Origin of the sequence: Dyella koreensis (assembly GCF_044904565.1) — a bacterium.
Classification (GTDB): Bacteria; Pseudomonadota; Gammaproteobacteria; order Xanthomonadales; family Rhodanobacteraceae; genus Dyella_D; species Dyella_D koreensis.
This window is the reverse complement of sequence record NZ_JADIKD010000011.1, coordinates 483,960-507,411: the sequence shown is the minus strand read 5'-3', so window position 1 is coordinate 507,411 and position 23,452 is coordinate 483,960. Positions and strand designations below refer to the sequence as shown.

Sequence of the window (23,452 nt, the reverse complement as noted above, 5' to 3'; positions counted from 1 at the left end):
CCGGTAACTCAGCCTGCCTGGTTTTCCATCTGACGCAATTGCAGTTGTCGCTTCTCGGTACGATCGAGCAGGCGTTGCAGCGCCGGTGAATGCGGTGCCTGCTGGATGGCCTGTTGCAATTCCATGCGTGCCGCGTCCAGTTCCACCGCGGCGCCAGCCAGGCGCGGATCGGCGGGCTTCCAGTGAGCCACGCTAGCGATGTCGCTGGCCGGCGCCTCGGCTTGCTGCGTACGCTGCAGTTGCAGGTTGAGACCGCCAGCCAGCAGGGAGAGGCCAGCGAAACCGGCGGCGAGCAACCAAGCCTGACGGCGCGATACGCGCGCCGGCGGAATCCGCGCGCCGGCGTTGGCATCCAAGGCAGCTTCGATGTCCGGCCACATATCGCGGCGCGGTGACACCGGTTCGCGCAGGGCGCGCATCTGGCGGTGCCATTCGAGTTCGTTCATGACGCTTCTCCTAAAACTTTCCGCAGCAGACCGCGTGCGCGGTGCAGCTGCGCTTTCGACGAGCCGATGGCCATGCCGAGCTCGATGCCGATTTCTTCGTGCCGCCAGCCTTCGATGTCGTGCAATACCAGCACGGCGCGAGCTCGCGGCGGCAAACGCCCAATGGCGCGCTCCAGTTCTTCGCGTTCGGCCGCGCAGAACGGGGTTTCGCCATGATCGGGCAAGCTGTCCTCGTCCATCATGCTGACCGGGTCCGCACCACGCGAGCGGATATCCATTAGCGCCACGTTCACTGCCAGCCGGTACAACCAAGTGCCGAAGCTGCTTTCGTGGCGGAATCCCTCGAGTTTCTGCCAGGCGCGCACGAAGGCGTCCTGGGTGAGGTCCTCGGCGCGTGCATGGTCGTAGCCGGCCAGCCGGTAAACCGCGCCATAGACACGGTCCACGTGTTGCCGGTACAGCCGCTGGAAAGCGGTACGGTCCCCGGCGGCGGCCGCGCGCACGTCATCCGCGTCGTCGGACTCTGCGGCGGGGGCAGGCAACATGGAGCTTCCGGTGGCGAGGCAGGCGCTGATCATCTTGCCAGCTTGGATGCGCCTGTGTGCGGCAGGGTTTAGAGAAGATAGCAATAAAGCGTGGCCGGACCGTTGCAGTCCGGCCACGCCGGCAACATCAGGAGGCGACCGCTTCGCGGCGCGGCTCCGCCGCAGCCAGGGCCTTGGCTACGCGTTGCTGTTCGTCATGCAGCTGCTTGGGCATGCGTGCCCCAAAGCTGTGCAGGTAATCGCCGATGGCGTCGAGCTCAGCCTGCCAGCCGCTGTGGTCCACCTCGAGCAGTTCTTCAAGTGTGGCGGCGTTGAGATCCAGGCCATCGAGGCGCAGCTCACCTTTGGCGGGCAGTGTGCCGATCGGCGTCACCTGGCCTTCGGCCTCGCCCTTCACGCGGGCGATCATCCACTCGAGCACGCGCAAGTTGTCGCCGAAGCCCGGCCACAGGAACTTGCCGTCCTTGCCCTTGCGGAACCAGTTCACGTGGAAAATCTTCGGCAGCTTCGCGCCGGCCTGGTCGAACGACAGCCAGTGCTTGAAGTAGTCGCCGTAGTGGTAGCCACAGAACGGCTTCATCGCCATGGAGTCGCGGCGCAGCACGCCGACGGCACCGGTGGCGGCGGCGGTCGTTTCCGAACCCATCGCGGCGCCGACCAGCACACCGTGTGCCCAGTCGCGTGCTTCGAATACCAGCGGCACCAGCGACGGCCGACGGCCGCCGAAGACGATGGCACTGATCGGCACACCTTGCGCGTCCTCGGCCTTGGGCGACCAGGTGGGACACTGCTTTGCACTCACCGTGAAGCGCGAATTCGGATGCGCAGCCGGACCGTTCGCCGCGTCGTAAGGGCGGCCCTGCCAGTCGGTAACCGGCGTACCGGGCAGGCCTTCCCACCACGGCTGGTTGTCCGCCGTGACGGCGACATTGGTGAAGATGGTGTCGCGCGCGATGCTGGCCAATGCGTTCGGATTGCTGTTGTCGCTGGTGCCCGGGGCCACGCCGAAGAAGCCGGCCTCGGGATTGATGGCGTATAGACGGCCATCCGCGCCGGGGCGCATCCAGCAGATATCATCGCCCACGGTCCACACCTTCCAGCCATCCTTCCGGTAGCCCTCCGGCGGAATGAGCATGGCGAGATTGGTCTTGCCGCAGGCTGACGGGAACGCCGCGGCCACGTAGTGCGTTTCGCCCTGCGGGTTTTCGATGCCCACGATCAGCATGTGCTCGGCCAGCCAGCCTTCCGACTTGGCCTGCCAGCTGGCGATGCGCAGCGCATGGCACTTCTTGCCGAGCAGCGCGTTGCCGCCATAGCCGGAGCCGTACGATTTGATCGTGAGCTCTTCCGGGAAATGCATGATGAAGCGGCGTTCCGGATCCAGTTCGCCGGTCGAGTGCAGACCCTTCACGAACGTGCCTTCGCGCTCGATGCGCGCCATGGCCGCGGCGCCCATGCGCGTCATCGTGCGCATATTGGCGACCACGTAGGGGCTGTCGGTGATCTCCACACCGCAACGGGCCAGTGGCGAGTCGATCGGGCCCATGCAGTACGGAATGACGTACAGGGTGCGGCCTTCCATGCAGCCGTCGAACAGCGCATCGATCTTGGCGTGCGCTTCGGTCGGGGCCATCCAGTGATTGTTCGGGCCTGCGTCTTCCTCGTCCTTGGTGCAGACAAAGGTGAGGTGTTCGACGCGGGCTACGTCGGAAGGGTTCGAGCGGTGCAGGTAGCAGCCTGGGTGGGTCTGCTGGTTCAGCTCGATCAGGTCGCCGGTTTGCAGCATCTGCTGCACCAGCTGTTGGTATTCGGCGTCCGAGCCATCGCACCAATGGATGTGGGCGGGGCGTGTCAGCGCCGCCACCTCGTCCACCCAGCGCTGCAGCGCCTCCAGCTTGCTCGCCATGCGTTCCTCACTCTGGTCTTAGGATAAAAAAGAGCAGAAACGGTAGTTTGCGTGCACTGGCATTGCAAGGCAAGGTGCAGCAAAACGGCCCCGAAGGGCCGCCAAGATGCTGATGCGACTCGCCTTTCAGCCAGGCGTGAGCGTGGTGATCATGTGCTCGACGTACGCGTCGAACTCTTCATGACTGATGCGCGGTAGACCCAGCGTGAAGTTCAGCTGCAGGAAGCCGACATAGGCGGCATAGGTCAGCCGCGCCCGGTTCAATGCCTCGGGCGGGGGCAATCCAGCTTCGCGGTAAATGGTGGTCAGGAATTCCATGCGCCGCTGCGAGACGCGCGCCATCACCGGCACCACCTGCGGATGATCCAACGCCTTGAGCAGGGCGGCATAGACGCGGTGAGGGGCGATCTCGTGCGCTACGCGGCGGAATAGTTCGGGCAGACGCGCGCGCGGGTCGGGCATGGCCTCGATCTGGCTGATCACTTCGCGTTCGCCGTACTGCTCCCAGCGCTCCAGCGCGGCTTGCAGCAGCGCTTCGCGGGTGCGGAAGTGCCAGTAAAAACTGCCCTTGGTCACGCCCAGCTGGCGGGCCAGGGCCTCGACGGCCAGGGCGCCGACGCCCTGGTCGGCGATCAGCTTGAGGGCGGCATCTTCCCAGTCCTCGGCGGAGAGGCGGGTCCGTTCGGGTTTGGCGCTGACATTCATCGGAGCATGGTAGCCCCAGTCGGGGCCTTTGCAATCGGCTGGGCTGCAAGCCGTTGATTGCAGGGGGTCTTGTTGCGTGGTTGACGGAAGCTCGGAAGAGCATCCATACTCAAGCGTATGGTTATCGCGACGCCACCTGTCTCCACAATGTCCCGCTTCGTCACCTCCGATGGTGTCGGATTGGCGGTCGAGCTGCGCCATCCCGAAGGCGCACCGTCGCTGCTGTTTGCACACGGTTTCGGCCAGACGCGCGGTGCATGGAATGCCGCCGCGACAGCGCTGGCGCAGGAAGGCTGCCGCTGCGTGAGCTTCGATACTCGCGGCCACGGCGAGAGCGATCGCCTGCCCGGCGGCGACTACCACATGGAGCAGTTCGTCTCCGACCTGGTGCAGCTCGGCAATGCCCAGCCCTCCCGGCCGGTGCTGATAGGCGCCTCGATGGGCGGTCTGATCGGTCTGGTGGTGGCGGGCGAAATCGATCCCTCGCTGTTCCGCGCCCTGGTGCTGGTCGACATCACGCCGCGCTGGGAAACCGCTGGTGTGGAACGCATCCTGGCTTTCATGCAGGCGCATCCCGATGGTTTCGCCGATTACGCCGAAGCGGCCGAGCAGATCGCCGCTTATCTGCCGCACCGCGCTGGCCGCAAGAGCGAGGAACAGTTGCGTCCCTTGCTGCGCGAAGGCGCCGATGGCCGCCTGCGCTGGCATTGGGATCCCGCGTTGCTGGGTGGCGTCGTGAGCGAAAGCGAGCGTTACCAGCCGCGCCTGATGGCCGCCGCCGCCAAAGTGCAGGTGCCAGTGCTGTTGCTCTCCGGCGGTCGCAGTGACGTGGTGTCGCGCGACACGGTGGGCGAGTTCATGCAACTGGTGCCGCATGCCGAACACGTGGAGCTGCCGCGCGCCACCCATATGGTGGCTGGCGACGCCAACGATGCTTTCACCCGCGAGATCGCACGATTTGTGCGGTCTCTGGCTTAACTGAGCCGCATGAATCGAGCTGTGCTTATGTCTGTCTTCTGCAACAACGTCATTCGTAACGAGGTGCCGAGATGTCCGTGATCCTGACCCTGCTGGCGGCGCTCATCGCCACCGGCGCCTGTGCCTACCACCGCAGCAGCCTGCGCACCTGGGCGATCGCCACCGTGGTCACCACGCTGGTGGTCGGCCTGATCGCGCAGGCACCGTGGACGATGACGATCCTGCTGATCATCGAGCTGGCGATTGCCGTGCCGCTGCTGATGGTGGATTTCCGCCGCAAGAAAATCAGCGCGCCGTTGCTCAAGCTGTTCGCCAAAGTGACGCCGAAGCTGTCCGAAACCGAGCAGACCGCGCTCGAAGCAGGCACTGTCGGCTTCGAAGGTGAACTGTTCTCCGGCAAGCCGGACTGGCATGAGCTGCTGAAGCAGCCGAAGCCCGAGCTGAGCACCGAAGAGCAGGCCTTCATGGACGGCCCGGTGGAACAACTGTGCGGCATCATCGACGACTGGCAGATCACCCACGAGCTGGCCGATCTGCCGCCGGAGGTCTGGGCCTTCCTGAAGAAGCACAAGTTCTTCGGCATGATCATCCCGAAGCAGTACGGCGGCCTCGGCTTCTCCGCGCTGGCGCACTCGGCGGTATTGCAGAAGCTGGCCACCATGTCGGCCACCGTCGCCTCGACCGTCGCTGTGCCCAACTCGCTCGGCCCGGCCGAGCTGCTGCTGCATTACGGCAGCGACGAGCAAAAGAACTACTACCTGCCGCGCCTCGCCGTCGGTGAAGAAATTCCGTGCTTCGCGCTCACCGGTCCGTATGCAGGTTCCGACGCCACCTCGATCACCGACTTCGGCATCGTCTGCAAGCAGGTGGTGGATGGCGTCGAGACCGTGGGCGTGAAGCTCACCTTCGACAAGCGCTACATCACGCTGGCGCCGATCGCCACGGTGGTCGGCCTGGCCTTCCGCATGTACGACCCGGAGAAATTGCTGGGCGACAAGGAAGACATGGGCATCACCCTGGCGCTGCTGCCGCGCACCACGCCGGGCCTGGAAATCGGCCGCCGCCACTTCCCGCTCAACGTGCCGTTCCAGAACGGTCCGCTGCATGGCAAGGATGTGTTCGTGCCGCTGTCCACGCTGATCGGCGGTCCGCACATGGCCGGTCATGGCTGGCGCATGCTGGTGGAATGCCTTTCGGTCGGTCGCGCCATCTCGCTGCCGTCCAACGCGACGGGCGGTGTGCGCGCTGCCGTTGCCGCCACCGGTGCTTACGCGCGCATGCGCAAGCAGTTCGGTCTCGCCATCGCCCGCTTTGAGGGTGTGGAAGAAGCGCTGGCCCGCATCGGCGGCCTGACTTACGCCACCGCCGCGTTGTCGCGCGCTACCGCTGCGGCGGTGGATCGCGGCGAGAAGCCGGCGGTGCCGTCGGCCATCGCCAAATACCACGCCACGGAATGGGGCCGCGTGATCGCGGGCGATGCGATGGACGTCCACGGCGGCAAGGCCGTGCAGCTCGGTCCGAAGAACTACGCTGGCCGCGCCTGGCAGGGCGTGCCGATCGCGATCACGGTGGAAGGCGCCAACATCATGACGCGCAGCCTGATGATCTTCGGTCAGGGTGCGATCCGCTGCCATCCATACGTGCTGAAGGAAATGCAGTCGCTGACCATTGCCGACTACAGCGAGCGCCTGAAGACCTTCGATCGCGCGCTGTTCGGTCACCTCGGCTTCGGTATCTCCAATGCCGTGCGCGCCTTCACCCTGGGCCTCACCGGTTCGCGCATCGGCGAGACCGCGGGCGATGCGTACACCCGCCGCTATTACCGCAAGCTCAATCGCTATTCCGCCGCGCTGGCGCTGTGTGCCGACACCTTCATGGGTGTGCTCGGCGGCAAGCTGAAGTTCAAGGAGAAGCTGTCCGCCCGCCTCGGCGACGTGCTGAGCTATCTGTATATCGCCAGCGCCATGCTCAAGCGCTACGAAGATACCGGTCGTCCAGAAGCGGATCGTCCGCTGCTGGCCTGGGCCTTCCACGAGTGCATGTGGCGTACGCAGATGGCGCTGGATGGTGCGATCCGCAACTTCCCGGTGAAGCCGGTTTCGTGGCTTTTGCGCGCGTTGGTGTTCCCGTTCGGTCGCCGCGAAGTGCCGCCGTCGGATCGCCTGGGTCGCCGCGTGGCCGCGATCATCACCGCACCGGGCGAAGCGCGCGATCGTCTGACCGAGTGGGTCTACCTCACCCCCACCGCCAACAACACCATCGGCCGCATGAATGCGTTGCTGCCTGATGTGATTGCCGCCGAACCGGTCGATCGCAAGTTCGGCAAGGCGCAGAAGGCTGGCCAGTTCACCTCGCACGACTACTTCGGCCAGCTGGTGGAAGCCGAAAAGGCCGGCGTGATCGATGCCGCCGAAGCAGCCTTGCTCAAGCGTGTGCGCGAGGGCGTGTTCGAGTTCATCTCGGTGGACGATTTCGATCCGTCCGAGCTGGGCGCGGCCAAGACGCGCGCCGACGAAAAGAAGAAGCTGGCGGACGCTGCATGATGCAGCACGCGGTCTCTACAGGACGGGGCATTCGCTCCGTCCTGGTGGGAGTGCCGCGGTGAGCGCGGCGCTGTCGGCCTGGCGTCGCCTCGCATCGTGGCCTGGCGGCCAGTGGATGTTCTCGCGCCTCATCTGTTTCAAGGCCCCTTACTTCGCCACCATCGCACCGCGCTTTCTGGTGCTGGAGCCGGGACGCTGCGAAATCCGCATCCGCGATCGCCGCCGCGTGCACAACCATATCGGTACGGTGCACGCCATCGCGCTGTGCAATCTCGCCGAGCTGAGCGGTGGCACGATGACCGACGTGTCGATCCCGACCAGCATGCGCTGGATTCCCAAGGGGATGTCGGTCGAGTACCTGGCGAAGGCGGTAGGCACCCTGCATGCCGTGGCCACACCCGAGCGTGCCGCCGTGGAATCCACGGAAGGCTACGAGTGGCCGGTCATGGTCAGTGTGCGCGATGCCGGCGGCCAGGAAGTCTTTCGCGCCCGCATCAGCATGTGGGTTTCGCCGCGCAGTCGCCGTTGAGCGACTGAGCTCACGTGGCGAGGACGCAGCGGTTCTTGCCACCGTCCTTCGCCGCATAGAGCGCGCGATCCGCCGCCTGGATCAACTCTTCATCGTGGATACCATCGCCATGACATAGCGCGATGCCGATGCTTGCGCTTACCTTCGCCTCGAAATCGCCGTGCCGCCCCTGTAGTGGATAGGGCAGGGCGAGCCGCTCGCCGATCTGTCGGCAACGCTCCATCAGTGACGGTGCATCGAGCACGTCCTCAAGAATCAACGCGAACTCGTCACCACCAAGACGCGCCACCGTGTCGTTGGCGCGCAGCTGTCCGCGCAGGCGCACGGCGATGGCCTGCAGCAAGGCATCGCCAGCAGGATGGCCATGGCCATCGTTCACGCCCTTGAAGCCATCGATATCCAGCAATGCCAGCGCGAAAGCGTTGCCGTGGCGTGGTGCGCGTTGCATGGCGGTGAGCAGGCGGTCGTGGAACAGCGTGCGGTTGGGCAGGCCGGTCAGCATGTCGTGCGTGGCCTGGTGGCGGATCTGTTCCTCCACGCGCTTGCGCTCGGTGATCTCGATGCCGAGCTGGCGATTGCGTTCCGATAGTGTGTCCAGCGCGGCCGACAGTTGCGCGCGCGCCAAGTACAAATCCAGGAACACGCGCACCTTCGATTGCAGGATCACGTCGTTGACCGGCTTGGCCAGATAGTCCACCGCGCCAAAGCGATACCCCTTGAGCCGGTTGATGTCGTCCGCATAGGCGGCCGTGACGAAGATGATCGGGGTTTCGCGCAGCCGTTCCGCCTCGCCCAGCAGCGCGGCGACTTCGAAGCCATCCATCTCCGGCATGTTCACGTCGAGCAGGATCAGCGCGAACTCATGATCCAGGCACATGGCCAGCGCTGCGTTGCCGCTATCGGCTTCATAGAGCTGCGCACCGCAATCGGCGAGCAGCCGGCGCATGGCGACCAGGTTGGCGGGAGTGTCGTCGACGACGAGGATCTTGGGAGCTACGGCATTCATGGCAGACACAGACGGTTGAGCAGCGGCGCGATGGCCGCGAGTGGCAGGCGATGATCGGCGCCGGCATGATCCAGCGCCGCCTGGGGCATGGTGGGCGACTCCGCATCGCCGGGTTCTTGCACGATGGCGACCCCGCCCAGCCGGCGGATGCTTGCGAGGCCTTCGGCACCATCCTTGTTGGCGCCGGTCAGCACCACACCGATCAACGTGTCGCGGTACGCCTCGGCCGCTGAATCGAACAGCACGTCGATCGACGGCCGCGCGAAACTTACCCGTGGGTCCACCGACAACGCGAAACGCCGATCCGGCTCGACCAGCAGGTGATAGCCGCTGGGCGCGACATGGACCATGCCCGGTTGCAGCGGCTCGCGTTCGCGCGCCTCGATGACCGGCAGCGCGGCATGGCCGGATAAGAGTTCGCACAGCATGTCGACATTGGAGGAGCCGGTGTGGCAGCACACCACCAGCGGCTGAGATAGCTGAGGATCGAGCGCGGCGAGCAGGGCCTCCAGTGCGGTCAATCCACCCGCCGAGCACCCCATCACGATGGCCTCCGGCGTATGCATTTCACTCACCGCCGGGCGTGCGCGGCCCGAGGCGGTAGATACGTAACCCGGCATCGACCGGCACGAAGTCCGCTGCCGACGGCGCGAAGTCCAGACTCTCACGCGTACCCAGGCAGAGGAAGCCGCCGCGTACCAGGCTGTCGCGGAACAGGGCCAGCGTGCGGTCCTGCAAAGGATCCGAGAAATAGATCAGCACGTTGCGGCAAAGCACCAGGTGGGCTTCGCAGAACACTTCGTCGGTGACCAGGTTGTGGTTGGCGAAGATCACGTTGCGGCGCAGGCGCTGGTCCAGCTTGATCAGCTCGTAGCGCGCACTGTAGTAGTCGGCCAGCGTATGGCTGCCGCCGGCGGCGAGGTAGTTGCGCGACCACAGTTGCGCCTCCTTGGCCGGATAAATGCCTTCCTGCGCATGGCGCAAGGCGCTCTCGTTGAAGTCGGTGGCATAGATCTGCGTGCGCTCATACAGGCCGGCTTCTTCGAGCAGGATGGCGAGCGAATACACCTCCTGCCCGTGCGCACAGCCAGCCTGCCAAATATTGATCTGCGGATAGGAAGCCAGCAGCGGAAAGACCTGCTCCCGCAAGGCGCGAAATACCTCAGGGTCGCGGAACATTTCCGACACCGGCACCGACAAGCCTTCCAGCACGGTCTGCAGGAAGCCGGCTTCGTGCAACAGGCGCGCGGTGAGTTCACTGATCGTGCCAGTCTGTTGCGCTTGCACCAGCTGCAGCACACGCCTTTTCAGCGAAGCAGGCGAGTACTGGCTGAAGTCGTAGCCATGGCGTAGCTGGAGCGCACGCACGAACAGCTCGACCTCGATATCTTCCAGCCCGACGTCAGGCATAGCTTCCGCCGGAACGCCACTCGGCTTCATCGGTGCAGCCATACGCGCATCATCGACGATAGCTTGTCGATGTCGATCGGTTTAGAAAGATAGTCGTTGGCACCGGCCTCCAGGCACTTCTCGCGATCGCCACGCATGGCCTTGGCGGTGAGCGCGATGATCGGCAACTTAGTCAGGCGCGTCTGCGCGCGTACCTCGCGAATGGTGTCGTAGCCATCCATCACCGGCATCATGATGTCCATCAACACCAGCTCGATATCGTGGTGTTCGGCGAGAGCCTTAAGTGCCTTCTGTCCGTCCTGCGCCATCGCTACGTTCATGCCCCAGCCGCGCAGCACCTTGGACAGCGCAAACAGGTTGCGCATGTCGTCGTCCACCAGCAGCACCTTGCGGTCGCGCAGCTCGCCGGCCGGTGCGACAGCGGAAGCGGTGGTTGCGGCGGCGGCCGAATGGCGGCCACCCTGGATGCTGTGCAGGAACAGGCTTACCTCGTCCATCAGGCGCTCTGGCGAGCGCGCACCTTTGATCACGATGCTGTCGGTGTACTGGCGCAGCTTGAGACTTTCCTCGCGGCTCAGTTCGCGGCCGGAATAAACCACGACCGGGGGAATCCGGCCGGAGGCGGAAAGCTGTTCCAGGAACTCCATGCCCGATATGCCCGGCAAGCCCAGGTCGAGCACGATGCAGTCATAGCTGACCGAATCCATCCGCTGCAGGGCTTCTTCCGCGCTGCCGACTTCGTCGACCGCGACATGGTCGTAACGCAGCAGCGTGCGCATGGCCGCGCGCGAATCGGCGTCGTCGTCGACGATCAGCAGATGGCGCATATGCCCTTCGGCGAAATGCAGCAGACGCTCAAAGGCTCCGCTGATCGCCTCGCGGCTCACTGGCTTGGTGAGGAAGCCGACCGCGCCGAGTTCGCGGCCGCGACTGGCCTCATCCACGGCGGAAATAAAATGCACCGGAATGTGGCGGGTGTCGGGACTCTCCTTGAGCCGGGCGATCACCGTCCAGCCATCCATGCCCGGCAGCATCACGTCCAGCAGGATGCCGGTGGGCCGGTATTGCAAGGTGAGTTGCAGGCCGGACTCGCCATCGCCCGCCGCCAGTACGCGATAACCCTTGCGATGCACCATATCGGCCAGGATGCGCGCGAACACGGGATCGTCCTCGATGATCAGGATCGCCGTGTCGCCCGCGGCAATGGCGTGGCGGTCGTCCTCGATGGTGTCCGGCAGCAGCGCCGGTGTCGGAGCGGGGCGCGCGATCGCCTGCGGTTGACTCGCCGCGGGAGCGGTCTCCGCGACAGCTGTGGTGCTTGCCTGTTCGGGCAGCAGGATGATGAAGGTGCTTCCGCGTCCCTCTTCGCTGCGCAGCTCGATGTCGCCGCCCAGCAACTCCACCAGGCGCCGCGAAATAGCCAGGCCGAGTCCGGTGCCGCCGTACTGGCGGCTGGTGCCGGCATCCACCTGTTCGAACGCGTGGAAGATCCGCTGCAGCTTGCTCGGCGGAATGCCGATGCCGGTATCGCTGACCGCGATGGCGATGACGCCCTTGCCCTGCAGCGTCTCCGGCAGCGCTATATCCGAAGCGGGGCGGCCGATGCGTACCGTTACCGCGCCTTGATGGGTGAACTTGAAGGCGTTGCCTATGAGGTTGTTGGCAACCTGCTCCAGCTTGGATGCGTCGGTATAAAGCGTGGCGGGCAAACCAGGCTCGATCTCCACGCGGAAGCCGAGCTGCTTCTCCTGCGCCACATGGCCGAAAGTGCGCATCAGCACGCGCTCCAGATCGGCCAACGGCAGATCGCCCAGCATCAGCTCCATCTTGCCGGCTTCGACCTTGGACAGGTCGAGGATGTCGTTGATCAGGCGCAGCAGGTTGGTGCCGGAGTCGTGGATGATCCGCGCCGATTCGATCTGCTCGGCATCGAGATTGCCCTCGCGGTTGTCGGCCAGGTTGCGCGACAGGATAAGCAGACTGTTGAGCGGCGTGCGCAGCTCATGCGACATGTTGGCGAGGAATTCCGACTTGTACTGGCTGGCGCGCGCGAGTTCCTCGGCCTTTTCCTGCGTTTCGCGCTGCAGGCCTTCCAGGACGTGCTTTTGTTGATTCAGCGTGTCGGTCTTCTGCCGCAGCTCTTCATTGGAGGCCTGCAGTTCTTCGGTCTGCACGCGCAATTCTTCTTCCGATGCCAGCAGGCGCTGCGATTGTTCTTGCAATTCCTGCGTCTTCGCGTTGAGCTCTTCGTTGGTGACTTGCAGATCCTGTTGCTGGCGGCGCAGCGTTTCCTCCGAGGCTCGCAGTTCGTCGGCCTGTTCGCTGGTGTGCTTGAGCAGGTCCTGCGTACGCAGCGCACGGCCCAGGTTTTCCAGAGAAAGCGCCGCGATTGGCAGCAGCTCGTTGAGCAAATGCTGCTGTGGCTCGGTGAGGTGATGGAAGCTGGCCAGCTCGAGCACACCCAGCAGCTTGTCGCGCAACAGCAGTGGCAACACAGTGATAGCGCGCGGCACGGCCTCGCCGGTGCCGGAATGGATGCGCACGTAATCGTCGGGCACATCCTGCAAGGTGATCGGTTTGCGCTCCACCGCGCACTGGCCCACCAGGCCTTCGCCCAGCGCGTACCGGGTGCTCAGGTGACGCCGCTGCTGATAGCCGTAGCTGCCCTGCAGTTGCAGACTCGCGTCGCCGTCATCGCTGGCATAGAACACGCCGACGCCGCCCTGCAGCAGCGGTACCAGGGTGCTGGTGAGGCGCTCGGCGAACTCGCGCTGGTTGCTTACCGTCTGCAGTTCGCCCGCAATCTGCGAGACATGGGTCTTCACCCAGGTCTGCGCGCTGGTCTCGATCGCCATCTGCTTGAACACCTGCAGGGCACGCGCCATCTCGCCGATTTCGTCGCGACGCTCCAGCTGGCGGATATCGACGGAATGGTCGTGCTGGGCCAGCCGCGTCATCAGGTCTGTCATGCGGCGGATAGGCCGGGTGATCAGCCGGAACGTCATCAGGATCACCAGGGCGCCCAGCAGGACGCACAGCAGCAAAGTGGTCCAGGTGACGACACGCACCACCAGCACGTCGCGCCGCTGCGTGTCTTCACGCTGCTTGAGTAGCACTGCCTCGGTGTCGTCCATCTGCCGGATGAGCGCGCGGATATCGTCGACGCGCACCGAGCGATGGTCGAGATAGTTGGCCTGAATATGTTCGCGCTCCAGCGCGGCGGCGGCTGGATCGGCGGTCTTGATCAAGCGCACCGCCTCGATGCCGTTCTGTGTGACCTCCTTCTGCCATTGCGCCGTCATGGTCACCAGGCGATCGATGCGAGCCTGTTGCAAAGAGTTGTCGCCGGTCATCTGGCGCAACTGCTCGACGTTGGCGCCAAGCTCCTGATTAGCCTGATGGAAGGTGTTCAGGTCGTCGGGGCGCTGGGTAAGCAGGTAGCCGCGCGTAGCTACCTGGCTGTCCTGCAGCGCTTCCACGATATCGTCCAGCTTGGCCTGCACTTCGTAGGTGTGCCTGGACCAGTGCCAGCTCTCGTCCTGGCGCGACAGCGCCTGCAAGCTGACCACGCCGCTTATCACGAACAACAACACCAGCGCGATGATGGCGATCAGGACTTTCTGCTGCATCGGCCGATGCGCAAGCCAACTGTATTTACTTGGTGTGTGCGCCATGCGTGTCGTCACTGTCGGTGCCTGGGCGTCCTGCCTGGCGTGGGCGGTCCGGCGCAGGGTAGCCGCAGTTGCCAGGCCACGGATAGCTAGGTGTGTTGTCCGCCGCAGATGACCGGGTCAGGCGCTGGCAGCGATACGCCTCCAGGCTGGCGGCACGATGGAGCCGCGGCGCAGGGCGATAATCAGCAACACCACGCTGACCGACGAACAGGCCAGCAGGGCCACCACCGAAGCTTCCGCGCCAAAGGCGCCGCCGCTCAGCCAGTCGGGGCCGGTCAGCTTGGACACCAGCAGCCCATCCGCCGCCGTGCCGGAGACGGCGACGCCGAACAAGGTGCCTTGCAGTACGTTCCACGCCGCATGCATGCCAACACAGGCCCATAGCGAGCGGGTCACGTGATAGAGCAGGGCGAGCAGGATGCCGGCTTCGATCGCAATGGCTGCCGAGCTCCACAGCGTGGCGCCGGGATTGAAGATATGCGCGGCGCCGAAGAACGCCGCCGAGATAGCCAGCGCCCACCAGGTACCCAGCCCTTCCTCGACGATCCGGAACAGCGCGCCACGTGTGATGATTTCCTCGCCGATGCCGGCGCCCAGGCCCACCACCAGTACCGCCGGCAGCCAGTCCACATGCGGGTTGGTACCCATGACGTGATAACTGCCGGTCAGCCACAGCACGCCGATCACCAGGCTGATCAGGCAGGCGCCAATCAGCAATCCCAGCAGGCCCAGTGTGGGCAACTGGCGTAGCGACAGCTCGGTCATGCGGCGCCGCTCGATCAGCCTTACCAGGACCAGGTAGGCGAGTATCGCCGGCAACAGCTGCATGGCCAGCCTGGCGAGGGCGTGTTGCAGCGGGGTGGCTTCTTTTGCCGTCCAGCCCATCGAACCCACCACGAAATGCACCGTGACGGTGAACACGAACATCATCACCGCGAAGTTGACGATGCGCGCCACCGGCGAGAACACGAGCCAGCGCTGCCATCCCGGCGCTGCGACGGGGCTAACGAAGGCGATCTGTCCTGTCTGCATATTGTGTGGCTCCCCTGGGTTTCACGCAGGCTAGCAGGGCGGGGCGGCACGGCCCCGTGGCTTCAGTCACACGCGAAACCAGTGGACAGCAGCGCTCAGACTTCCACTGATGCCGCGTGCTCGCGCGTGGCGGAGAAGCGCACCTGCGGCCAGCGCTCCTGCGCGAGCTGCAGATTGACCCGCGACGGCGCCAGATACACCAGCTCGCCCGCCGCATCGATGCCGAGGTTCATCGCGTTCTTCTCGCGGAACTCCTCCAGCTTCTTCGCGTCGTCGCAATGCACCCAGCGCGCAGTGACGACGCCGACCGATTCGAAGCTGGCGTCTACGCCGTACTCGTCCTTCAGGCGGTAGGCCACCACGTCGAACTGCAGCACGCCGACCGCGCCGAGCACCAGGTCGTTGCTCATCAGCGGGCGGAAGAACTGCGTGGCACCTTCTTCCGACAATTGCGCCAGGCCCTTCTGCAGCGCCTTCATCTTCAGCGGATCGCGCAGGCGCGCGCGGCGGAACAGTTCCGGCGCGAAGTTGGGAATGCCGGTGAACGACACCGGCTCGCCCTCGGAGAATGTGTCGCCGATGCTGATGGTGCCGTGGTTGTGCAGGCCGATCACGTCACCGGGGAAGGCGCTTTCCACAATTTCGCGGTCGCTCGCCATGAAGGTCAGCGCATTGGCGATGCGCACTTCCTTGCCGGTACGCGTCTGGATCATTTTCATGCCGGCGGTATAGGTGCCGGAACACACGCGCATGAACGCGACGCGGTCGCGGTGCGCCGGATCCATATTGGCCTGGATCTTGAACACGAAGCCGGTGAGCTTTTCCTCGGTGGGCTCGATCTCGCGCGTCAGCGTGCCGCGAGGCTTGGGCGAGGGCGCATGCTCCACGAAGAAATCGAGCAGCAGCTGCACGCCGAAGTTGTTCACCGCCGAACCGAAGAACACCGGCGTGAGCTTGCCGGCAAGGTACTGGTCGAGATCGAACGGATGCGAGGCGCCTTGCACCAATTCCAGTTCGTCGCGCAGCTCGCGCATGGCTTCGGCGCCGATGGCCTCTTCCAGGCCCGGTGCGTCGAGACCCTTGAAGATGGTCGAGTCCTGTCGCGTGAAGTTCTTGCCCGGCTCGAACACATGCACTTCGTCGAGGAGCATGTGGTACACGCCCTTCAGGCGCTTGCCCATGCCGATCGGCCAGGTCAGCGGCGCGCAGGCGATGCCGAGCACGGATTCCACTTCGTCCAGCAGTTCGATCGGCGAGCGGCCCTCGCGGTCGAGCTTGTTGATGAAGGTCATGATCGGCGTGTCGCGCAGGCGACACACTTCCATCAGCTTGATGGTGCGTTCTTCCACGCCCTTGGCGCAGTCGATCACCATCAGCGCCGAATCCACCGCGGTAAGCACGCGGTAGGTGTCTTCCGAGAAATCCGCGTGGCCCGGGGTGTCGAGCAGGTTGACGATCTTGTCTTCGTACGGGAACTGCATCACCGACGAAGTCACCGAGATGCCGCGCTCCTTTTCCAGCGCCATCCAGTCCGAGGTGGCGTGGCGCGCGGCCTTGCGCCCCTTCACCGAGCCGGCCATCTGGATCGCGCCGCCGAACAGCAGCAGCTTTTCGGTCAGCGTGGTCTTGCCCGCGTCAGGGTGGCTGACGATGGCGAAGGTGCGGCGGCGGAGGGTTTCGTCGAGATGGGTGGACATGCGGGCGGTTCGGCTGGAGACGCGAACCGGCAATGATACCGTGGAACGGTCAGCCCCCGGTCCTCAGCGGCTTTGAGCCGGTTATTAGGGGCGCCGGCCGGCCAGGTGGCTGGCCCGGAGAAGCTGCTCGCTGCGCATCACATACAAGATGACGACCTTGCCGGCATCCACCCGGTAGAACACCCGGCAGGGAGGCTCGATGATCTGGCGATAACGCCAGCCTTTCAGCTCGGGAGGCTTCGACCCGCTGGCCGGATGGTCGGCGAGCTGAGCGACGTGGGCGAAAACCCGCTGCACCAGGCCGCGTGCGGCCTGCGGGTCGTCCAGTGCAATGTAGTCAGCGATCTCGTCCAATTCGGCCAGCGCGGGCTCGGTCCAGACGATCTCGTGCCGGCCTACTTCAGCCATCGGGCCATGCGCGTCTTGGCCTGGGACTGGGTCAGGGTGCGGCCTTCTTCGAGCGCACGTTCGCCCCGCGCGATGCCTTCCAGCAAGGTCATGCGCTGCTGCAGTTTTTCGAAGGATGCGACATCGACCAGATACGCACTGGGCAGGCCGTGCTGTGTAATCAGGATGGGCTCGCGGTCCCGCTCCAGTTCAGCGAGAAGCTCCGTGGCCTGGCGTTTCAGGGTGGTGACGAGTTCAGTACGCATGTGAGTGATACTAAAGTGTCACTTTGCCTGGTGCAACTTGAAGAGGGTTCTGCTCAGATTTTCGAGTGCCCTTCCAGCGCGATCCGCCGCCGCTCCAGGCTTTCCGGCCGCCACACGGCACTGCGCGAATAAAACGTCTCCGCCGTCGGCACGCCCTCCGGCAGTACCACCCAGGGTTGCTTGCTCATGGTGAAGATATGCACGTCAGGCGGCAGCCGGTCGGGGTCGTCCAGGGTGCCCACCCGAACATAGGCGAAGGTGTTGCCGCCGCCGGCATAGTGGCTCCACAGGGCGATCAGGCAGTCGGGGCAGCGGGCAACCTGCTGGCCCTTTCCGCTGAAGGAGGGGATGGTCTCCAGCAGCGGGCGCCCTTTGAGCAGGATCACGCGATCGGTCTCGATCATCGCGTTGAGCGCGAACGCCGTGCCGGTTTCGCGCTGGCACCAGCGGCAATGGCAGCAATGCACGATCAGCGGCTTGCTGCTCAGCCGGTAACGCACGCCGCCACAGGTACAGCCGCCTTCCAGTGGAAGGTCGAGGATAGCCATCGCGATGCTCCTGCCGGGAACATGTGGCGGATAGCCTACTCCCGCGGATCAGGGTGTGCGTGTCAGCAGGTCTTCGTAGAAGGCGCCGTAGGGCTCGGTCGGGTGGGCGATCTGGATTTCCAGGATCCACAGTCCGCTCGACGGCACCACACCCAGCTCGCCGAGATCGCCAGCTTTGTGCACAGAGTGCGGGAAGTCGCTGACGCGATGCCCCTTGATCGCATGATTGAAGCGCCAGCCCATGGCTTCCGCATGCTCGTTAGCGAAGGCATACAAGGCCTCGCCGCTAAGGTCCTGCGTGCGCCATGCATCGGCGACGCTGTGAAACAACGCGCGCGCGGCATCCGCGCAAGCCTGCTTCTCCGGCGCATGGCCGACCACAAAGGTGTCGCCGACATCGCCTTCGTGGCCATCGAACACTAGACCCAGGTCGATGAAGTAGATGTCGTTCTCGCCCAGCCGCACATCAGGCGTGGAGCGCTCGCGGTAGATCCTGGTGGTGTTCTCGCCGATGCGGATGATCACCGGATGCCACAGCCGCTCCATGCCGAGCGCCTTGAACACTTCAGTGGCTTCGGCCTTTGCTTCGTCCTCGCTGATGCCGGGACGCATGCGCTCGCGAATGCCATGCAGCGCCGCCCAGCTTTGCTCTCGTGCGCGCTGCATGGCGCCGGGGTCAAAGCCTGTGCCGACTGCTTCGCGGGAGGGTATGGGGGTGATCGTGGTCATGACGGGAAAGATCGGTTGAATATCAAAGCCAGAGCAGGGCAAGGCCAACGGCCGCCGGCAGTGCCTGGACCCAAAGGATTTTGCGGCTGGCCGTGAAGCCGCCGTAGAGACCAGCCACCAGCACGCAAGCCAGGAAGAAAGTCTTCACCTGCAGGCCATCGCTGCCAAGCAGCAAACCCCAGATCAGGCCGGCTGCCAGGAAGCCGTTGTACAGCCCCTGATTGGCGGCGAGCACCTTCGACTGTGCGGCGAATTCCGCGGTGGTGCCGAAAGCGCGGCGACCGGCGGGCTTGTCCCACAGGAACATCTCCAGCACCAGAAACCATAGGTGAAACAGAGCGACCAGAGCGATCACAACGTTGGCAATGATGGACACGTGGGTTCCCCTGAATAGCGTCCGGAAAGGATGGCGGGTGCAGCATAACCAGAGATGGTCGTGGTGGATCAGCGGCGCCCTAGCTTTCGACGGCCCGGAACGTCACCACCAGTACATCGCGATGCGCAGGCTGGGTCGGGTCGTGTGGCGTGACGGCAGTAACGCCGTGGCAGACGCGCGCATCGTCGACCAGGGCGGCGTCCAGCGGATGGGTGAGCGTGAAGCTGCCCAGCAGCTCGCCATCGGGTGTGTGGATGCTGGTGGTGCCGCTCTCGATATTTATCCGGTCGATCAGCAGCACCAGTACATAGTCCACGCCGTCGCGATGGACACCTTCGGGTGTGGGTTCGCCAGCTTCGCCGATGCGCGCCTCGATGCGGAACTGATGCACCTCGACATGCCATTGGCGGACGGCCGGTGCGAGCGTGCCGAAGAAGTCGCGGCAGAAATGCAGGATGCATTGCATGCTCGCGCCATCGGCAATGGCTGGCAGCACCGGTTCGAACCAGCGCTCGATACCGCCCTGCAAGTTGTTGTAGTCGAGGCTCTGATAGTGCGGCTGGTGCGGCTGTCGTTTGAGCTCGCCGGCCGGGCCCGCCGAGAACACCGCATGGCGCCGCCGGCGATGGCGGCCTTTGGCGGCCAGATAGGTATCCGGTCCCAGCTGCTCCCAGCTGGCGGCAAACGCAGCCCAGTCCGCCAGATTGCCGGCAGGTGCCAGCAGGCAGCGCATGGTTTCGGGCGTAACAAAGGCAAAGCCGTCCTGGCGGATCAGGGTTTGCAGGGTTTCGGGGCTGGAGGCCTGGTGGTCGGTCATGGCGGGGAGGCTGGAGGGGAGGCCCATCATAACGCCTCGCGGAAGGCCGCATATGGCGCAGTCATGCGCCTTCCGGGCCTTTTGTAGGCTATGGGATCGAAGCCAGTTTCGTGGAATGGATGTGTAGACGTTTAGACGTCTATTGACACAACGGATCGCGCATCGATACAGTCCGCTCTACTCATCGAGACCGGCTGAGGGACAGGCCCTTTGAAGCCGGGGCAACCTGCGGGATTCACTCCGCGACGGTGCCAACTCCTGCGGAGGCGCTACGGCGCCACCGAGAGATGGGCGAGCTCCGCACTGGCATCCCTTGCCGGAGGCGTGGCGACCTCTCCGGATCCGCAGGGCGATGCCAACCGGAGAGTGTGATGCCCAGCCAGCCCCAGCCCGTTCCGACCAGCACCTCCAGCCACTGTACGTTGGCGGGTGCCTTGCGCTCGGACCTCACCACGCAACGCCTCGCCACCCAACGCAGTTCCCGCCGTGTGCGTTTCACGCCCAAATACGGCAGCCGTCCCTGCGAAGTCGATGTGCGCTACCTGTGGTGCGGCGCGCCGGATGCGCCGACGGTGATCGTGCAGGGCGGCATCTCGGCCAGCCGCGACGTGGTCGCCTTGGATAGCGAGGCCGCGCAGGGCTGGTGGCAGGACGTGGTGGGCGCTGGCCTGCCGGTGGATCTGGATCGTTATCGGGTGCTGTCGATCGACTGGATCACCCCCGCCGACCTCGAAGGCGTCGATGCCATCTCCAGCGAGGATCAGGCCGATGCGCTGGCTGCGCTGGTCGAGTCGCTGGGCATCGGCCGCGTGCATGCCTTTGTCGGTTCCTCGTACGGCGCGATGGCCGCGCTCGCCTTCGCTGCGCGCCATCCCTATGCGCTGGGCCGTCTCGTGCTGCTCGCTGGCGCCCATCGTCCGCATCCTCTCGCCACGGCACAGCGCTCAGTACAGCGCGGCATTGTGCGTCTCGGCCAGAGCACCGGCCAGCCGGAGCAGGCGCTGGCGCTGGCCCGCCAGTTGGCCATGACCACCTATCGCGGCAGCGAAGAATTCGCGCGCCGCTTCACCGCCGCCCCGGAGTTCCGCGACGGCCGCTTCCGTTTCCCGGTCGAGGATTACCTGGAGCACGCAGGCCGCAGCTTCGTCGAGCGCTTCGATGTCGAGCGCTTCCTGGCCCTGTCCGAATCCATCGATCTGCATGACGTGACGCCCGAGCAGGTCGCCGCGCCGGCCACACTGATCGGCTTTCCGTCCGATCGCCTGGTGCCGCTGTCCGACCTGTGCGAATTGCAGCGCCGCCTGTACGGCCCAGCCACGCTGGAAGTGGTCGAGTCGCCGTATGGACACGACGCTTTCCTCAAGGAAACCGACCGCCTCGCGCCGCTGTTGCGCGAAGCCCTGGCCTGACCCTTTACGTCCCCACGCATCGCCCGATCCACATCACCCGGGCACCAAGTACGACACGGAGATTCACCATGAGCGAGACCACGGCCCCCTGTACCCGCGCGGTGCGCGCCGGCATCGAATCCGATACCCAGCACGGCGCCGTGGTGCCGCCGTTGCATCTGTCGACCAACTACGCCTTCGACGGCCTGGGCGGCAAGCGTGCCTACGACTACTCGCGCAGCGGCAATCCCACGCGCGATCAGCTGGGCAATGCGCTGGCGGAACTGGAGCAGGGCGCGGGTGCCGTGGTGACCTCCAGTGGCATGTCGGCAGTGGCACTGGCGCTGGAACTGGTGCCTGCCGGTGCGAAGATTCTCGCCGCGCACGATTGCTATGGCGGCACCTGGCGCCTGCTGGATGCGTGGGCGAAGAAGGGCCGTTTCAGCGTCGAGTTCGTCGACCTCACCGATAGCGTGGCGCTGGCCGCTGGTCTGGCCTCCAAGCCTGCCTTGGTGTGGGTGGAAACGCCGTCCAATCCGCTGTTGCGCATCACCGATATCCGCCACGTGGCGCAGGCCGCGCACGCCGTGGGCGCGCTGGTGGTGGTGGACAACACTTTCCTTTCGCCGGCCCTGCAACAGCCGCTGGTGCTGGGCGCGGATGTGGTGGTGCATTCCACCACCAAGTACATCAACGGCCATAGCGATGTGGTCGGTGGCGCAGTGATTGCGCGCGATGCGGCGGTGGCCGATCAGCTCAAGTGGTGGGGCAACTGCAACGGCCTCACCGGCGCGCCGTTCGACAGCTTCCTCACCCTGCGTGGCCTGCGTACGCTCAGCGTGCGTCTGCGTCAGCATCAGGAAAACGCGGTGCGCATCGCCGAGCGTCTGGACGCCCATGCGGCTGTTCGCAAGGTTTACTACCCCGGCCTCGAAAGTCACGTTGGCCACGCGCTGGCCGGGCGCCAGCAGCAGGGCTTTGGCGCCATGCTGAGCTTCGAGCTGGAAGGCGATGTGTCGCAGATCGAAGCCTTCGTCGATGGCCTGCAGTACTTCTCGCTGGCCGAGTCGCTGGGTGGTGTGGAAAGTCTGGTGGCGCATCCCGCCTCGATGACGCATGCATCGATGGCGCCGGAAGCGCGCCGCGCCGCCGGCATCGCCGACAGCCTGCTGCGTCTGTCGGTGGGCATCGAAGATGGTGACGATCTGCTGCGTGATCTCGATGCGGCACTGGTTCGCGCGCAGGCTTCGCTGGCGTCGAAACGCCGGGTGCTTGCATGAGCGCGGTGCTGGCCGAAGCCGCGGATGCCGCGAAGGCACCGGCTGCCGTCTCGGGCATTGCAATGGTCCTGCTCGGTACCGGCGTTGTCGGCGGTGCCCTGCTGAAGCTTTTGAACACTCCAGCCGCCGCTTCGCTGCGCCTGGTAGGCGCTGCGAATTCGCGCCGTCAGCAGACCGATTCTGCGCAACTGGCCGACCGTGGCCTGCGTGAAAAGCTCAAGACGCAGGGCGACCCGCGCAATGACGTCAGTCTGCTGGCCTCGCTCGATGCCAGCGGTGCGGCGGTGAAGGTCATCATCGATGCCACCGCCAATGCGGGCCTCGCCGCGCGTCACGCGGAATGGCTGGCCAAGGGTTATCACGTCGTCACCGCCAACAAGGCGTTGGCGGGCGGTGAGCTGCCGGGATGGCGTGCACTGCAAGCGGCCACGGCGAACGGTGCGCGTTACGGGGACGCCGCAACGGTCGGCGCTGGCCTGCCGGTGCTGTCCACATTACGTCGCCTGCGCGGCTGCGGCGATGCGCTGCTCACGCTCGAAGGCGTGTTCTCCGGTTCGCTGTCCTATCTGTTCAATCAGTACGACGGCAGCCAGCCGTTCTCCGCGCTGCTGCGCGAGGCGCGCAAGCTCGGTTACACCGAGCCCGATCCGCGTTCCGATCTCTCCGGCGAAGACGTGGCGCGCAAGCTGCTGATCATCGCGCGCAACGCCGGCTTCGCCCTGGGCACCGATGAGGTCGAAGTGGAAAGCCTGGTGCCCGAGGCGTTGCGCGACGTGGACACCGAGACTTTCCTGTCGCGTCTCGAAGAACTCGATGCGCCGCTCGCCGCACGTCACGCGGAAGCGAAAGCGCGCGGCGGCGTGCTGCGTTTCCTGGCACGCCTCAATCAGCGCGGTCGTGCACGCGTCGGTCTGGTCGAAGTGCCTGCCACACATCCCGCCGCGCGTCTCTACGGAACCGACAACCAGTTCGCTCTCACCACCACCCGCTATCACTCCCAGCCGCTGGTGATCCAGGGGCCAGGCGCGGGACCGGAAGTGACGGCGCAGGCGCTGCTGGGCGACGTGTTGGCGCTGGCCTGACATATCGATTGCGTAGGAGCGCACCCTGTGCGCGAAACGGCCCGCAAGGACCGCGCTTTTTTTAACAGCGGCCCTGCTGACGCAGGGCGTTCGCGCACAGGGTGCGCT

22 protein-coding genes and 1 riboswitch are annotated in these 23,452 nt (G+C 65.0%); of the genes, 6 read left to right on the top strand and 16 right to left on the bottom strand.

The window, feature by feature from the left end; translation table 11 throughout:
- Positions 1-8 precede the first annotated feature (8 nt).
- From ISS97_RS14280 to ISS97_RS14265, 4 genes are all read right to left on the bottom strand, one after another.
- Positions 9-446 carry a hypothetical protein gene (locus tag ISS97_RS14280; RefSeq protein ID WP_379985750.1) on the bottom strand — a complete coding sequence of 146 codons (438 nt, stop codon included), beginning with the start codon at positions 444-446 and terminating at the stop codon, positions 9-11.
- Positions 443-991 carry an RNA polymerase sigma factor gene (locus ISS97_RS14275; protein ID WP_379985751.1) on the bottom strand — a complete coding sequence of 183 codons (549 nt, stop codon included), beginning with the start codon at positions 989-991 and terminating at the stop codon, positions 443-445. Before ISS97_RS14275 ends, ISS97_RS14280 begins: the two co-directional genes overlap by 4 nt.
- A 127-nt stretch (positions 992-1,118) precedes the next feature.
- Positions 1,119-2,897 carry a phosphoenolpyruvate carboxykinase (GTP) gene (locus ISS97_RS14270; protein WP_379985752.1) on the bottom strand — a complete coding sequence of 593 codons (1,779 nt, stop codon included), beginning with the start codon at positions 2,895-2,897 and terminating at the stop codon, positions 1,119-1,121.
- Between the two features lie 126 nt (positions 2,898-3,023).
- A complete protein-coding gene (locus ISS97_RS14265; RefSeq protein WP_379985753.1) occupies positions 3,024-3,602 on the bottom strand; it encodes a TetR/AcrR family transcriptional regulator in 579 nt (192 codons plus the stop codon).
- A gap of 117 nt (positions 3,603-3,719) precedes the next feature.
- Between ISS97_RS14265 and ISS97_RS14260 the strand changes: the two genes are divergently transcribed.
- From ISS97_RS14260 to ISS97_RS14250, 3 genes are all read left to right on the top strand, one after another.
- Positions 3,720-4,580, top strand: a complete 861-nt coding sequence (locus tag ISS97_RS14260) for an alpha/beta fold hydrolase (RefSeq protein WP_379985754.1) — start codon at positions 3,720-3,722, stop codon at positions 4,578-4,580.
- A gap of 71 nt (positions 4,581-4,651) precedes the next feature.
- The gene (locus ISS97_RS14255) at positions 4,652-7,123 is read left to right on the top strand and encodes an acyl-CoA dehydrogenase (RefSeq protein ID WP_379985755.1); all 2,472 of its coding nucleotides are present in this window, start codon (positions 4,652-4,654) and stop codon (positions 7,121-7,123) included.
- Between the two features lie 58 nt (positions 7,124-7,181).
- On the top strand, positions 7,182-7,652 hold the full coding sequence (locus ISS97_RS14250; protein WP_379985756.1) for a hotdog fold domain-containing protein: 471 nt from the start codon (positions 7,182-7,184) through the stop codon (positions 7,650-7,652).
- A 10-nt stretch (positions 7,653-7,662) separates the two neighbouring features.
- Here ISS97_RS14250 and ISS97_RS14245 read toward each other — a convergent pair whose 3' ends face one another.
- From ISS97_RS14245 to ISS97_RS14190, 12 genes are all read right to left on the bottom strand, one after another.
- Positions 7,663-8,658 (bottom strand): diguanylate cyclase domain-containing protein, encoded by a 996-nt coding sequence (locus tag ISS97_RS14245; protein ID WP_379985757.1) that lies wholly within the window; start codon positions 8,656-8,658, stop codon positions 7,663-7,665.
- Entirely contained in the window at positions 8,655-9,224 is a 570-nt protein-coding gene (locus tag ISS97_RS14240) for a chemotaxis protein CheB (RefSeq protein WP_379985758.1), read from the bottom strand. Before ISS97_RS14240 ends, ISS97_RS14245 begins: the two co-directional genes overlap by 4 nt.
- A 1-nt stretch (position 9,225) precedes the next feature.
- Positions 9,226-10,110: a CheR family methyltransferase gene (locus tag ISS97_RS14235; RefSeq protein ID WP_379985759.1), complete on the bottom strand. Its 885-nt coding sequence runs from the start codon at positions 10,108-10,110 to the stop codon at positions 9,226-9,228.
- Positions 10,095-13,697 carry a response regulator gene (locus ISS97_RS14230; RefSeq protein WP_379985760.1) on the bottom strand — a complete coding sequence of 1,201 codons (3,603 nt, stop codon included), beginning with the start codon at positions 13,695-13,697 and terminating at the stop codon, positions 10,095-10,097. Before ISS97_RS14230 ends, ISS97_RS14235 begins: the two co-directional genes overlap by 16 nt.
- A gap of 162 nt (positions 13,698-13,859) precedes the next feature.
- Positions 13,860-14,774, bottom strand: a complete 915-nt coding sequence (locus tag ISS97_RS14225) for a CPBP family intramembrane glutamic endopeptidase (protein WP_379985761.1) — start codon at positions 14,772-14,774, stop codon at positions 13,860-13,862.
- Positions 14,775-14,869: 95 nt separating this feature from the next.
- The gene (locus tag ISS97_RS14220; RefSeq protein WP_379985762.1) at positions 14,870-16,471 is read right to left on the bottom strand and encodes a peptide chain release factor 3; all 1,602 of its coding nucleotides are present in this window, start codon (positions 16,469-16,471) and stop codon (positions 14,870-14,872) included.
- Between the two features lie 84 nt (positions 16,472-16,555).
- The gene (locus ISS97_RS14215; RefSeq protein WP_379985763.1) at positions 16,556-16,879 is read right to left on the bottom strand and encodes a type II toxin-antitoxin system RelE/ParE family toxin; all 324 of its coding nucleotides are present in this window, start codon (positions 16,877-16,879) and stop codon (positions 16,556-16,558) included.
- Positions 16,867-17,124: a type II toxin-antitoxin system prevent-host-death family antitoxin gene (locus tag ISS97_RS14210; RefSeq protein ID WP_379985764.1), complete on the bottom strand. Its 258-nt coding sequence runs from the start codon at positions 17,122-17,124 to the stop codon at positions 16,867-16,869. Before ISS97_RS14210 ends, ISS97_RS14215 begins: the two co-directional genes overlap by 13 nt.
- A gap of 53 nt (positions 17,125-17,177) precedes the next feature.
- Positions 17,178-17,672 carry a GFA family protein gene (locus tag ISS97_RS14205; protein ID WP_379985765.1) on the bottom strand — a complete coding sequence of 165 codons (495 nt, stop codon included), beginning with the start codon at positions 17,670-17,672 and terminating at the stop codon, positions 17,178-17,180.
- 48 nt (positions 17,673-17,720) lie between these two features.
- Positions 17,721-18,401 (bottom strand): M24 family metallopeptidase, encoded by a 681-nt coding sequence (locus tag ISS97_RS14200; RefSeq protein WP_379985766.1) that lies wholly within the window; start codon positions 18,399-18,401, stop codon positions 17,721-17,723.
- A gap of 22 nt (positions 18,402-18,423) precedes the next feature.
- Positions 18,424-18,777: a DUF1304 domain-containing protein gene (locus ISS97_RS14195; protein WP_379985767.1), complete on the bottom strand. Its 354-nt coding sequence runs from the start codon at positions 18,775-18,777 to the stop codon at positions 18,424-18,426.
- Between the two features lie 79 nt (positions 18,778-18,856).
- Positions 18,857-19,594: a 2OG-Fe dioxygenase family protein gene (locus tag ISS97_RS14190; RefSeq protein ID WP_379985878.1), complete on the bottom strand. Its 738-nt coding sequence runs from the start codon at positions 19,592-19,594 to the stop codon at positions 18,857-18,859.
- A gap of 178 nt (positions 19,595-19,772) precedes the next feature.
- Positions 19,773-19,888: riboswitch (SAM riboswitch) on the top strand.
- Between the two features lie 77 nt (positions 19,889-19,965).
- On the opposite strand from ISS97_RS14190, the gene metX reads away from it, so the two are divergent.
- The 3 genes from metX (at position 19,966) to ISS97_RS14175 (ending at position 23,344) form a co-directional block, all read left to right on the top strand.
- Complete coding sequence (metX, locus tag ISS97_RS14185) at positions 19,966-21,003, top strand: homoserine O-succinyltransferase MetX (RefSeq protein WP_379985768.1); 1,038 nt, start codon at positions 19,966-19,968, stop codon at positions 21,001-21,003.
- Between the two features lie 68 nt (positions 21,004-21,071).
- A complete protein-coding gene (metB, locus tag ISS97_RS14180) occupies positions 21,072-22,262 on the top strand; it encodes a cystathionine gamma-synthase (RefSeq protein WP_379985769.1) in 1,191 nt (396 codons plus the stop codon).
- Positions 22,259-23,344 carry a homoserine dehydrogenase family protein gene (locus tag ISS97_RS14175; protein ID WP_379985770.1) on the top strand — a complete coding sequence of 362 codons (1,086 nt, stop codon included), beginning with the start codon at positions 22,259-22,261 and terminating at the stop codon, positions 23,342-23,344. The genes metB and ISS97_RS14175 overlap by 4 nt, the downstream gene beginning before the upstream one ends.
- The last annotated feature ends 108 nt before the right edge of the window (positions 23,345-23,452 follow it).